Raw genomic sequence first — 13,581 nt, forward strand, 5'->3', positions numbered from 1 at the left:
GGAGGAACGTTCATTATGATCTATGATAAAAGTATGAGCAGGCGTTTGTTCCATATCCTAAACTACATGATATTGCTTCTAATCTCCCTACTCTGCATTCTCCCATTTATCAACCTGTTGGCTGTATCATTCAGTAGCAGTTCCGCTGTATCCGCGGGCAGTGTTACGTTCTGGCCAGTTGAATTCACAACTAAGGCTTATGAATTTGCATTATCTGGAGGGTCATTTTTCTCCTCTCTCTGGGTGGCGATCCAACGAACCGTTCTCGGTACGTTTGTAAATCTGGTTCTGATCGTGCTCACCGCCTATCCACTATCCAAATCCAAACAAAAATTGATGGGCCGTAATATCTATATGGGATTTTTCATTGTGACCATGTTATTTAGCGGAGGATTAATTCCTACCTATCTGGTGGTCGTCAAAATGGGCTTGATTGATTCGATTTGGTCTCTGATCCTGCCCGGAGCTTTGCCCGTATTTAGTATGATTATTCTTATGAATTTCATTAGAGGTTTGCCGGAGGAGATAGAAGAATCAGCGATCATCGACGGTGCAGGGCCTGTGCAGGTATTGCTTCGTATTCTACTGCCGCTCCTCAAGCCCGCTCTCGCTACGGTCGGTTTGTTCAGTATCGTCGGCCATTGGAATTCATGGTTCGATGGCATTATCTATATGAACAATCCAGCCAATTATCCATTACAAAGCTACCTACAGACCCTGCTGCAGAGCTTTGAGCAAATCATGCTGAAATCCGGCTCCGATTACACTCAACTGTTATCGATGATGAACGCCAGAACTGGACGCGCTGCTCAAATGTTCTTGGGTGCCATTCCGATTTTGCTCGTTTATCCGTTCTTGCAGAAATACTTTACCAAGGGTTTGGTACTCGGTAGTGTCAAAGGATAACCAAAAGAGCTTGCAGTTAATCCTGCAAGCTCTTTGCGTGTGTTTAACCTACGAAATATACTTGGAATCGTTCTAACATTGTAAACGTTTGCATGATAATTTCTATGACTACAGTGTTTCTTTGATGGCAGGTAGCAGAATGGTAAAAGTCGTACCTTCTCCAATCTGACTAGCCACCTGTATTCCATAAGGCTTGCCAAAATGAAGTTGAATACGCCGCTGCACATTATGCAGGCCGATGCCTGTTCCTTTGTCTGCTTCGAGCTTATCTTCCATAAAGTTCTGGATCGTATGTTGATCCATACCAATGCCATTATCGCAGACTTCAATCACAATATCTCTGCCCCGTGATTGAATCCGAATGGTAATGACTCCGTCTTCTTCAAGTTCGGCCAGACCGTGAAAGATTGCATTCTCCACAATGGGCTGCAGAATCATTTTGGGCATACGATAATCGAGCAGTCTATCCTCAATCTCATATTTCATTTGAATACAGTCGTAGTACCTGACATTCTGGATCGTCACGTAATTCGCTATATTATCTATTTCTTCACGAATCGTTACGAGGGTTCCATCGGATCTAGTTGCATAACGAAGCATCGAGATTAATGCATCGGTCATTTCCACGATTTTGTCAGCCTGCTGCATGGAGGCGATCCATTTCACTGAACCCAGAGTATTATACAGAAAATGAGGCTTGATCTGGTCGTGAAGCGCACGCATCTCGGCCTTTGCCTTCTCTATTTCTTCCTGTTGCATCCGCTCAACCATACGCTTCAATTCATGTGACATCTTGTTAAATCGAACTGATAAGTGCCCAATCTCATCGCGAGAACGAATATGTTCAACTTGTTCAAACTGCCCCTTCTCGACCAACGAGATATTGCGCAGCAGCTTCTTGATGGGGGTGGTGATGACATGAGATAGAAAAATCGAAATAATGGCAGCAAAAAGAACCAGGACAATGGACAGTGTAACCAGATTATGCCCTAATATTTTGCCGTCGGCAGTCAGCTCATCCAAAGGCATGTATAAGTAAGTAGTCCATTTCTGCTGACTAAGTGGACTGGTCACCACAACATTTAATGATTCGGGAGGACGAACGTTGTCCCGGAACAATGTACCAATTAAGCGGTCATCTACGTTATAAACAATTTTGTCATTCTCATCGACAATCATGAACCTGGAACGTAGCCCTTCCTGCAAGTTACGATTAACGATTTCGATGAACTTTATATCAATGCTGACGACAATCACGCCAAGCAGTTCCCCGCTAGCCACATCATGAATTTTACGAGCGTGTGAAACTGCCAGAATTTTATTCTCCAATTGCTCATCGATTCGGGTTGTCAACGTGATGGTTCGATCATTATCATGCATGAACTTTTTAAACCACAATTCGTTCGCCACTTTGAAGTCCGGGTCAATAGGCTGGTTAGGACTGACGAAGAGATCTTGTCCCCCGTTCAAATTATAGAGGTAGATGGAAAATACGCGATCCTTCATCATGATATAATTCATCAAAATATTGTATGCGGCAATCTCATTTTGTTCATCACCCTCTCGCAGGAAATCCTGGATCGGAAAGCTTCCTTCATGGGTTGCGGATAAATTATCGCTAAGTCCATTACTGGCAAGCAGTGTGATCTTCTCAATCTCCTTTAGGAACTCGTCAATGCGAATATTCGTCTGCTTGGCCAGATCGTTGAGCAGATTTGTATAATTCTGTGCCAGTAATCGCTCAGAAGAGTAATACGAACTAATCGTCATCACAAGTACTGGAAGAATGATGACAGTTATACATATCACCATGATTTTGTACTTGATTGGTAAGAGCCGGGCATGCTTCATATGCTGCACCTCTATTCACGGATTACATGAGTCCCTGCTGTCGATCTCGATATTCCTCAGGAGTGAATCCTACCGATTTTTTGAAAATCTTACTGAAGTACGTGTAATTATGGTAGCCCACCTTGTCAGCGATTTCATATACTCTCAGTTCCCTGCTCAATAGGTAAGCCTTGGCATGTTCAATCCGAACTCGTGTCAGGTATGCGATGAAGTTCTCTCCTTTTTCCTGCTTAAACAATCGGCTAAGATACGAAGGATTGACACTGATCTGGCTAGCAATACTATGCAACGAAATATCCTCAGCATAATACTTGTCCATTAACTCAATGGCGAGGTCTGTGTAGGAACGTTCCTGCATGATTTGGGAATCGGTTTTAAAGTAATACGCGATATGAGCCAGCATATCTTGGTGAATATCCTCCCAATACTCTCCTCTCAAAACGATTTCGTAAGGCGATCTCTCGGTAAATGAAAGCTTGCCTCTTTCAGTAACTCGTGAGAGATGGGAGTGTATGGTTTCCATCACCATGATATATTGCTTGCGAATACTGCTCTCATCTGCTCGTTGCACCTCCAGATCAGAGCGAATTTCTTCAAGGAATTCCTCCGCCTTTTTGTTATCTTTACTCACCCATAATTTGAGGAAATCTCGTTCTTGCTCCGGACTGAGCATTCCATTCACTTCTCTCCGAGCTGGAGCTTGAATCACGTCCGCGTAGTACAGTATCTGGTTGCTGCCTTTAAAGAAACTTTGCCTTAGGGCGAATTCCGCTTCTCGACATGCCTGTCTTATGCCATGGAAATCGGAAACGATTGTACTTACACCCGCTGAGAGTGACAGATTCATAAAATCTTTGATTGAAGACAGAAGCTTATTACATAGTTTGTTTAGATCAGCTTGTACAGACTCACTCCCAGGAAGAACATTGACAATAACCCAATATTCAGAGGAGCTTTCCACGAAAATCTCTTTCTCCCATTTGGATGGAATGATCTCTTCCATAATATTCAGAATAGAGAATCGAAGTAGTTTTTCCCCCTTCTCGACATATTTCCTCTTCGCTTCCTCGTAATAGTCCACAATAAACTGGATGACGACCAACTTGTCTGATCGTATACGGAAATGCATTTCTTCAGCTTTGGGAACCATATCCTTTTCATTTATGAATCCGCTTACAACATCTTGGAAAAAGCTATCCTTTAGATGTCTCAGGCTCTTGAAATAGTCGTGTGTCATAAATGGTACGTTGGTCTTAGTGTCACGTTCACTTTTTAATTTCTCTTCAATGGTGATAAGAAGATCAACTAGAGAGGTTTCTGTAATCTCACTTTTAATCAAGTAGTCTACAGCCCCAAGCTTCAGTGCCTCTTTTACATAATGGAATTCGTCAAAATTGCTCAGGATGACATATTTACAGGTTTTCAATAAACAAGATGCCTCTTGTATGAGCTCTAACCCATCCATGATCGGCATCTTGATATCGGTAATAATTAGATCAGGGGTCACTTCTAGCGCGAGTTCCAACGCTTCCTTCCCGTTCCCCGCTTCTCCCGCAACATAGAAATTGTAGTCTTCCCAGTTTAGCATGGAACGAATTCCAACCCGCATGAGCAGTTCATCCTCTACGATCATCAGTTTATACATGAGCATCCTCCAACATGAACCATTTTCACTATTTTACCATTAAACCGTTTATTGCAAAGATGTCTAGCCGCCCTATTAATTGTGATTTCTAATCAAATGGATGTCCCTTTCGTTCTTGTTCTCAACAGATGTATCCTATGATAAACTTGGATTGCTTAATGATGTAAATGAAAAAAGATAATTCAGAGGAGATGTCACTTGGGATTGAATGCAGAACAATTTGATTATATTTCAGAGACAGAACGGTTAGTAATAAGACCTTTAAAGAAAGACGACTATGAAAATTGGTTAAATGCATTTGAAAACCGTTTTCCCTCCCAACACCGCCACGATAAAGGGAAAATGGATATGACTGAATGTACACCGGATTGGTTTCATCATCTTGTAGATCGACATCAAGAGTTAGCGCGTACAGATGCCGTTTATGTATTTGGTGTATTTAGAAAGGAAGATGGTACACATCTGGGTATGATTGATATTGCGACTTTAGCAAGAGCGGATTTTCAATGGGCAAGCTTCGGATATACCATCCATAATCAGTATTGGAGAAAAGGCTACGGCAAAGAAGCCGTGAATGAAGCTCTTCTTATTGCATTTGAACAACTAAAATTCCACCGTATAGAAGCCCATATTAATATGGATAATATATCTTCTATGAAACTTGCGGAAAGTGTAGGCATGGAATTTGAATGTGTTCGCAAAGGTTTCATACACGAAAACGATGAGTGGACAGATCATTTGGTTTATTATAAGAATTTCAATTAATCAATTCCAACCGTTGATTAAGAAGAGCGAACAAAGCACTGGTGTGCCCTGTTCGCTCTTCTCCTTGTCTTCATATTACTGTCTTCGTCTTATTCGGCCCAATGTTTTTTCGTATCTGACCAATTGGCTGGTTGCTTACCTTCCACCGCTTCCTTATGAACACTTGACTGTTATCTCAGTATCTAAGATAATTACAGTTTGACTAAAAAATTCCTACAAGAGGATCTTTCATTTGGAAGGGGGGCGCTCGTTATTAACTGGTTAAATGATCTCTATAAGATAAATAAACGGGAATCAAAAAAGGAAATCGAACGATCTTTGGTTAACGCCATCTTCCGAATCTATGATCGGTTCCCTCGAATTGGTCTTAGAGAGCGAATCGGGCAGCAAGAAATGTCTCTCGATATAGCCGATGCTTATATCTACGGGCATAACGCCATGATTGAAGCTGGTGTTGGAATCGGTAAGTCTTTTGGCTACCTGATACCGAGCCTGCTCATCAATCAAATGTCCCAGAAACCGGTCATTATAGCTACATCCTCCATTCAGCTTTCGGAACAGATACATAAAGATTTAAGAGTCATTGGTAGCAGGTTGGGCTTCACAACAGTTCGCTCTGTCGTTGGGAAAGGTATGGGGCAGTATGCGTGCCGAAGTAGGGCCGCGGAATGGAGCAGGCCTGATAATCCGAACTCCTCACTGTCTACCCTTGCCCAGCGCATTTTAGATTTTGAAATTGATGAAAGAGCGGATATTAAAGCTGGAATTAGTGATGCCGAATGGTCCAACTTTTCCGTAAATGATTGCAAATTTGAACGTTGCCATCATAAAAATGCGTGCTTGTTTTACGATATGAGAGCTAAATTAAATGCAAAGGCTCATGAGATTGATTTTATTATTGTGAACCAGGACCTGCTCATACGGGATTTGATGAAGAAAAAAGAAGGAACCAAGAGTATCATCTCAGAACAGCCGGCTCTGATCGTCATTGATGAAGCGCATAATCTGGAAGCAAAAGTTCGAGATGCCAGAACGCTTGAGTTCACTTATCGGGGAATCAGCCGCATTCTGGATAATACTGTACAGCTTCTAACGAAGCAGTCCGGGGATAAAAGTCTCTTCTCACAATCCAAGCTTATAAAAAAATGTATTGAACGCATCTTCCAACAGATAAATGCGGATCTGCTCCACCATGCCAAGCAGGATAGCGACCGTATAAAAGTGTCGGAGATCAAAGGAATACCGTTATATCAAGTCTCAAACGATTTGAAAGATCTCAGTCTTCGCCTTTCCATTTTGACCTCCCGCCACGAACGGGAGATTGATGACGCTTTCGAAGCCATAAACGGGCTTATTACCCTCATCCATGTTTTGGCTGAAATAGAGGATAACTATCTCATATGGGCAAGCAGTCCCTTGGGAGTAGCCACGATCAGCATCTGTCCCAAAGATATAAGCCAATTTCTGAAGTATGCTTTATTTAATGGCAAAGCGCCTGTTATCCTAACGTCGGCAACGCTGTGCCAAGGCGGGGATACGCTGGAGGAACAATACTCTTATTTGACGCACTCCCTCGGTTATAAGGGGGATTTTATGGATCGAAAATCCTCCCCTTTTGATTACACCAACCATACCATGATGTACATCTCCAACAAAGTTCCATATTACCACCATGACCAGCGTGAAGACTATCTTGAAGCAGCCTACAACGAATTGGTTCAACTATGTAATTTAACACAAGGAAGAACAATCGTCCTTTTTTCAGCAAAGGAAGACATGAAGTTCATTCATAAGAAGCTGATTTCAAGGCCTGATGAATATAAAGGGTCAGTTCATGTTCAAAAAGAAGGATCTTCCCAGGACAGTGTCATCGCCGAATTCAGGAAAAGCAAAGGTGTGCTCCTGGGTACCGGTGTATTCTGGGAAGGCGTGAATATCGAGGGTTCTGACCTGTCACAGGTCATTATTTTCCGGCTGCCCTTCCCTGTTCCTTCGGATCCTATTTATGAATATAAGGCATCTGTAACGAAGAATTCGTTCATGGAGGTGTTTGTACCGGATATGCTTCTCCGGTTAAGGCAAGGAACGGGACGCTTGATTCGCAGTGAAACGGATCTTGGCATACTCAGCATACTCGACTCCCGTCTCAGCGCAGCGGCAAAAAAGAGTTATCGGGAACAGGTGCTGGATACGCTGCCATTCAAAGAAGTGACTGAGGATTTTTCGACTTTGGAGAAATTTGTTCAACAAAAAGGGATACGATGTACGGATTGAAAGTGGAACAGCCCAACCATAAAACTGTGCAAATCACATGAAATAGGCCCTTCCACCAATAAAGTAGAGGGGCCTATTCAATGCTTGAAGTAAGATATATGCTACAATATATTCCAGATCTAAGAATCCCAAAGGAGGCATTTACATGGTTGAAAGACCGACTACAGCGGAGTATGCAGCTTTTTATGAAGGGTACATCCAGCTTGTTCCTGAAGGGAACATCATCGAACAGTTAGAGCAGCAGGCCAACATCGTACAAACTTTGCTTTCTTCATTAACAGAGGAGCAAGCAAATTATCGTTACGCCGAAGGCAAATGGAGCGTGAAGGAGGTCATTGGCCACCTTTTGGATAACGAACGTATCATGAGCGGCCGACTGCTTCGCATCGCCAGAGGCGACAAAGCGAATCATCCCGGCTACGATCAGGACGTGCTTATGCAGAGCCATCCTTTCAATGCGTATACCGCAGCCGATCTGAACGAAGAATATGCCGTCACACGCCGCTCAACCATTCTTATGCTCCGTCGCCTCACACCAGAAGCTTGGCTCTGTAGAGGGATCGTCAGTGATAATCCTGCTTCAGCTCGATCGATCGCATTTGTTATGGCTGGACATGAGCTCCACCATTTGTCAGTACTTCACGATCGCTATTCGCTGGATGTGAAATTATAATCACTACTAAATGATAGCTCTGGCTTCTTCTACCATTTGATTAATGATATCGCTTGCAGATTGGTTATCTGTTAACATTCTCGTTCCCTGACCTGCCCAAAGGGCCATATACTCGGGATTATTTTGCTTAGCAGAAGCATTCCTGATCTCGCGAGTTAATGTATTTTGGGTAGGAAAGGTTAGCGGCTTAATACTGGATGCTTCCCAATGCTGTATAAAGTCGTTCTTGATGCCACGCGCTGGCCGTCCAGAAAAGGCATTTGTAATTACAGTGCTTTCCTCTGTGCTATCAAGCAACGCACGTTTATATACCTCATGTGCACCAGACTCAACTGATGTCAAGAAACGAGTCCCCATTTGCACCCCTTGTGCTCCCAAAGCAAGTGAAGCCACCAGCCCTCTACCATCCATAATTCCGCCTGCCGCAAGGACTGGAATATGGACATGATCTACAATTTGTGGGACAAGTGCTATGGTTCCGATATTTGCTCCACTGAGCTGAGATGATACATCAAAAGTTCCTCGATGCCCTCCTGCTTCACTACCTTGAGCAACAATGACATCACATCCGCGCATCTCCGCTTGAATAGCTTCCTCTACCGTGGTGACCTTACTCATAATTTTGATGCCTAACGATTTTGCCTTCTGCATATGATGCTCGGAAAGTAATCCAAACGTTGTACTAATAATCGGAACTTTTTCGTCCAACAAGATGTCAAACTGTTCTTCAAAATGATTGGGTGTACGTATTTCATCTTGAGCACGCTGCTTCACACCCAAGAATTCTCGAATCGGGGTCAACTCTTCGTTTACCGCATCAAAATTCGCATAATGATCCGGTCCAACATGAGCAAAAATATTTACGGCAAACGGTGCTTGCGTCCGTTTTTTGATCTCGTGTATGTCGCCTCTTAGTTCCTCAGGACTCATATACGCAGCGCCTAACGTCCCTAACCCACCTGCATTAGAAACCGCAGCGACTAGGGGTGCCATGTTTGCAATACCGGCCATCCCCGCAAGAACGATTGGATAACGAATATTGAAGCTTTCACAGAGCTTATTGTTTAATTGAATAGACATCGAGGTTTCCTCCCCATCAATTCAGATTCCATTCTTTATAGTTTACATCGAGTTTATCCATCTTGTATAATCCGTAAATCAGATGTTACATATCATGATTTCAGATAGATTGTTTTCTAAAGGAGGGTCAACTTGGATATTCACTTACTGGAGATTTTCATTCAAACCGCTCAAGAAGGAAGTATTTCCAAAACAGCGAAAAAACTAAATTATGCTCAGTCCAATGTTACAAACAAAATTCAACAGTTAGAGGCCGATCTTCAGACCGCATTATTTTACCGTCACAAAAAGGGAGTTACACTTACTCCTTCAGGACAAATTTTAGTCGGTTACGCCGAAAAGATTCTACATACCATTAACGAAGCCAAAGCCGCAGTAGGAAGCAGCTCCATTCCTTCAGGTCCTCTGGTTATCGGTTCTATGGAAACAACTGCAGCGGTCCGGCTGCCTTCCGTGTTCGCGCAATATCATTTGAAATATCCGAATGTTGATTTCTCTTTAGTTACAGGGCCAACAGAAAAGCTGCTTCATGGAGTTCTGCATTATGAACTGCATGGAGCTTTTGTTTCCGGTCCGATAGAACACGCAGATCTCACGCAGGACAAAGTCATCAATGAGAAACTTGTTCTTGTCACTTCACCCAAACATCCCTTGATACAATCGATCCATGATTTACAAAATCATACGATGCTGGTTTTTCCCAAAGGATGTTCATACCGAGCCAAACTTAACACTCTCCTGCAAGAAGAAGGATTATTGCCTGTGAAATTAATGGAATTTGGAACCCTCGAAACGATAATTGCTTGTGTTAGTGCTGGTATGGGTATTACTTTACTGCCTTATTCCATCATTGCGGATTATGAAGTCCGTGACAAGGTAACCTGCCACTCCTTACCGGAGAAGTATTCTTCAGTAACGACCATGTTTATTAAACGAAAAGACACCCTCATTACACCGGCGCTATCTGCTTTTTTAGATGAAACCAAGAAAGAGATTCTCCAAAGCTAGTTGCACAGATAAAACAAAAAAAGCCGCTAATACAGCGACTTTCAATGGGGCTATGCTCAGCTTCTTCCACATGCACTTTTGCCCACTTCAATACTCTCTCTTGATTACAAAAAATGAGCCCCGAATGGTTCCAGCTAACTTAGATTTCTGTCTGGCAAACTTAAACTTGCCTTCTAACTCCGCTGGAACTTCCATCCCCTCAGAAAGCTTAAAACCCACGGCCCGCTTCTTAGGGTCATCCACCGTATACATGACATTGAGTCCAAGACCATCTTCATAAAAGACGTAGGAGAATCGAATGTTCTCCACTTGAAAAGCCGACGTTTCCAAGGGCTTGGCTGCAAACTCAATATCACGTTCTTCCTTCAAAATTCGTGTTACATAGTCAAGGGTGTCCTGACTTTCGCTAGCAGGAACAACCGTAAATTCATGCTTATATTTGTTCATAAAATAACGGGCTTCATTTGCACGCAAACCTGCAAGCGCTGCTGCTACTGGTGAGGACTCTAGACCGACTGTAGACACATTTTTAAAATCAACGATATATGACATTCCGATCTCTCCTTCACCTTATTTCCTAACAACAGGAATCCATATTTCACCAAATAACAAACCGTTTTGTTGTCCCATCTCGACCGTAGTATTTGGCCCACCAACATATGCATAATTCGTTTCCGCTGGTAGAACTTGTCCGAATGCAACGCCAGTAAGGTTATTACTCAACTCATCAGATGTTGTCCCTTCCCCTTTAACGACCAGGTATTCTCCCTTGGGGAATTGGATTACTCTAGTTGCTTCTGGCAGTGTTTCTTCTGTCATGACGCCCGCATAATGCATCATCTTGTTATTCACCGCTTCGTTCACGGCAAAAATATAGTCATTTGTCGCTATAGCTTTTAAAGCATCCAGGCTTCCATCTTCTTTCACAGCCGACCAAAAATCCACCTTTTCTTTGTTAATACCAGCAAAGTCGGTGTAGTGGCTCTTAAGCTCAGTTCCTATACCTAAAACGATAAAGCTGTCTTTTTCCTCAATATTGTAATTACTCATTCCTAACACCGTCCTCTTTAAATTTATCAATGGATTTGTCTTTTCACTTGATGGGTTTATAATAACCTTAAATCATGTCAAATTATGATACTGTTTAGGGGGACCCATGAAAAAAGTTGAACGGATCAATATCATCATGAGGTATATCAATAACCGCGCCCACTTTACCATTTCCGAAATCATGCGGGAATTTAACATCTCTCGTTCGACCGCTATTCGAGATATCCGAGAAATTGAAGCTATGGGTATGCCGCTTGTGGCTGAAGTTGGGAGGGATGGGGGTTATTTTGTCATGAACAACTCTGTCCTGCCTACGGTCCGCTTTACAGATAATGAAATCAAAGCTCTTTTTCTCGCCTTTATGGCAACCCGAAATCAACAACTTCCTTATCTGAAGAGTCGTCAAACTTTAACCGAAAAGTTACTGGGCCTCATCTCCGAAAATCAGCAAGATGACCTTGTTCTTTTAAATCAAATATTGCTTTTTGAAGGAACCAACCCCCATAATCCCGACTTGCTTGATCTGTCAGACCTGCCCCACCCTATGTTGGAAAAACTCATACAGCTTCTTCTTATAGAGAACTATCTGTTGGTTACCGTTCAAGAAGAGATGGAAATAAAGTCTTATCCCATTTATCTTTTGCACCTTTATCGTGAAAAAAGCCTATGGCTCATTGAAGGCTTTGACTTAGAGGAAGAAAAGAGACGGATTTTATCTGTCGATAATCTCACCCATATAGAATTATTCCCTGTGAAAAAAAAGTTAAGTAAGAAAAAGATTTTAGAACAACTAAGTAAGCAGGAGGAAATGATTAACCTTGTCCTTGAACTGGGTCCAAAAGCGATTGGCCAATTCAAGAAATACCATCCTTTAAAGCTTTCACTTTCTTATACGAACCCTTACCAAACCACAGCCGTTATAAAGACCTTCATCAATGTTCATCATGCAGAAGAATTAACCGAAATAACCAATTGGTTACTTTTCTTAGGTGGAGATATCAAGATCAAGGAGATGCCAGAAGAAATCTTAGCAGGTGTACAAGAGAGATTAAGCTTTTATTGCCCGTAAGTAGTGGATAGTTAATACCAAATAACTTTGAGCATGGCCGTGTTTTTATTATCTGCTGTTTCTACTGAGATCTACTATGGGACATTATCCCAATTCCCCTAAGCTTTAAGGTAACAATTTAGCGATAAAAAAAACGCATTGAGGAATTATATCCTCAACACGTTTTCTTGGCGATCTACATACTCGGTTATATCATCTGTTATTGTTAAGCTCTTCAAAGAACTTAATATTAGTCTCGAAATTAGGCACAGTTTGAGATTCTTCAGCTTGTTTGACTAATCTTACAACCATATCATTATAAGGTGTTGAGATTTGTTTGCCTGAAGCTGAGCGCGGAACTACTCCATTGATATAATCAATTTCGGTCTTCCGTTGCTTTTCGAGATCCTGTAGCATGCTTGCTTTTAACAGTCTGGACGACTCCATGAGAACCCGAAGTGTTTTAATTCGTTCCGGGATATCCTCTTCACTTTGTATTTCCAAAGATTCAATATCAAAGCCACTCATCGTGGCAAATTTCACACCATTTGCGTGTCCAACTTTGATCGTTTCATCGGCAATAAGGACGGCACTCACAATACTAATATCATGGTCAAGCACGACACCATATTCCACATTTAGTGATGCAGATAGGCCGCTAAAAGCATTGTTAATAAGCAATTTAGACCACTTCGTGCCCACCAGATTATCGGAAATATGTGTTCCACCCACAAGGTCTAGTATAGATTTGATCTGTTGAATTCTTTCGGTTGTTTCACCATTTAATTCACCAATTTGAAAAGCATACTGCTTAAAGCGGCTAAACTCTGTTGTAAGTCTTGATACTCCTGGTTCAATAAACGTAGCACCAAATTCAACAGATCCGGCAATTACCCGTTCTCGGCCAACAATGGAAGCCACCTTCTCTTCAGGGATACCGTTCTGCAAGGAAAGCACAACACTTTGGTCGTTTAAAAACGGCAACAGATCTTGAAGGACAGACTCGTTATATAGCTGTTTAGTTAAAAGCAAGATTAAATCATATGTTCCTGACATATCCTCAGGAGTAATGGCAGTCACCTTTGCCTGGAAATCCGTAGTGCCAGTAATTTGGGCCCCTGTCTGGTTTAATGCATCAACATGTGCTTGATAGACATCGATCAACTCTACATTTTGTCCGCCGGCAGCAATATATGCACCAGCGATGGTTCCTAAGGAACCTGCTCCTAAAATTGCAATTCTCATATGGAATTCCCCTACCTTTTATGTTTGATTGCTTTT

General features: G+C 42.2%; 12 protein-coding genes. 6 read left to right on the forward strand and 6 right to left on the reverse strand.

Translation table 11 applies throughout. The features are described from left to right. The first annotated feature begins 15 nt into the window (after positions 1-15). Positions 16-906 carry a carbohydrate ABC transporter permease gene (locus tag AC4PM4_RS06015; protein ID WP_063562661.1) on the forward strand — a complete coding sequence of 297 codons (891 nt, stop codon included), beginning with the start codon at positions 16-18 and terminating at the stop codon, positions 904-906. Between the two features lie 108 nt (positions 907-1,014). Here the strand turns inward: AC4PM4_RS06015 and AC4PM4_RS06020 are convergent, their stop codons facing one another. Further along, positions 1,015-2,757 (reverse strand): cache domain-containing sensor histidine kinase, encoded by a 1,743-nt coding sequence (locus AC4PM4_RS06020; protein ID WP_072733175.1) that lies wholly within the window; start codon positions 2,755-2,757, stop codon positions 1,015-1,017. A gap of 22 nt (positions 2,758-2,779) precedes the next feature. Continuing rightward, positions 2,780-4,402: a helix-turn-helix domain-containing protein gene (locus AC4PM4_RS06025; protein ID WP_177031139.1), complete on the reverse strand. Its 1,623-nt coding sequence runs from the start codon at positions 4,400-4,402 to the stop codon at positions 2,780-2,782. A gap of 198 nt (positions 4,403-4,600) precedes the next feature. On the opposite strand from AC4PM4_RS06025, the gene AC4PM4_RS06030 reads away from it, so the two are divergent. From AC4PM4_RS06030 to AC4PM4_RS06040, 3 genes are all read left to right on the forward strand, one after another. Beyond that, positions 4,601-5,167 carry a GNAT family N-acetyltransferase gene (locus tag AC4PM4_RS06030; RefSeq protein ID WP_491613018.1) on the forward strand — a complete coding sequence of 189 codons (567 nt, stop codon included), beginning with the start codon at positions 4,601-4,603 and terminating at the stop codon, positions 5,165-5,167. Between the two features lie 318 nt (positions 5,168-5,485). After that, complete coding sequence (locus AC4PM4_RS06035) at positions 5,486-7,441, forward strand: ATP-dependent DNA helicase (RefSeq protein ID WP_491613019.1); 1,956 nt, start codon at positions 5,486-5,488, stop codon at positions 7,439-7,441. A gap of 145 nt (positions 7,442-7,586) precedes the next feature. After that, positions 7,587-8,114: a DinB family protein gene (locus AC4PM4_RS06040; protein ID WP_400345374.1), complete on the forward strand. Its 528-nt coding sequence runs from the start codon at positions 7,587-7,589 to the stop codon at positions 8,112-8,114. 6 nt (positions 8,115-8,120) lie between these two features. On the opposite strand, the gene AC4PM4_RS06045 is transcribed toward AC4PM4_RS06040, so the two are convergent. Next, on the reverse strand, positions 8,121-9,194 hold the full coding sequence (locus AC4PM4_RS06045; protein WP_491613021.1) for an NAD(P)H-dependent flavin oxidoreductase: 1,074 nt from the start codon (positions 9,192-9,194) through the stop codon (positions 8,121-8,123). A gap of 132 nt (positions 9,195-9,326) precedes the next feature. Between AC4PM4_RS06045 and AC4PM4_RS06050 the strand changes: the two genes are divergently transcribed. After that, positions 9,327-10,202, forward strand: a complete 876-nt coding sequence (locus AC4PM4_RS06050; RefSeq protein WP_491613022.1) for a LysR family transcriptional regulator — start codon at positions 9,327-9,329, stop codon at positions 10,200-10,202. Positions 10,203-10,289: 87 nt separating this feature from the next. On the opposite strand, the gene AC4PM4_RS06055 is transcribed toward AC4PM4_RS06050, so the two are convergent. Beyond that, complete coding sequence (locus AC4PM4_RS06055) at positions 10,290-10,754, reverse strand: DUF8821 family protein (protein WP_064637420.1); 465 nt, start codon at positions 10,752-10,754, stop codon at positions 10,290-10,292. Positions 10,755-10,772: 18 nt separating this feature from the next. Next, the gene (locus AC4PM4_RS06060) at positions 10,773-11,252 is read right to left on the reverse strand and encodes a GyrI-like domain-containing protein (protein ID WP_063562670.1); all 480 of its coding nucleotides are present in this window, start codon (positions 11,250-11,252) and stop codon (positions 10,773-10,775) included. 106 nt (positions 11,253-11,358) lie between these two features. On the opposite strand from AC4PM4_RS06060, the gene AC4PM4_RS06065 reads away from it, so the two are divergent. Then, positions 11,359-12,321, forward strand: coding sequence for a helix-turn-helix transcriptional regulator (locus AC4PM4_RS06065; RefSeq protein WP_079693821.1), 963 nt, complete (start codon positions 11,359-11,361; stop codon positions 12,319-12,321). 192 nt (positions 12,322-12,513) lie between these two features. Here the strand turns inward: AC4PM4_RS06065 and AC4PM4_RS06070 are convergent, their stop codons facing one another. Further along, positions 12,514-13,545 carry a ketopantoate reductase family protein gene (locus AC4PM4_RS06070; RefSeq protein ID WP_079693822.1) on the reverse strand — a complete coding sequence of 344 codons (1,032 nt, stop codon included), beginning with the start codon at positions 13,543-13,545 and terminating at the stop codon, positions 12,514-12,516. Positions 13,546-13,581: the final 36 nt, after the last annotated feature.

The organism is Paenibacillus sp. MDV22-iso6, assembly GCF_058408365.1.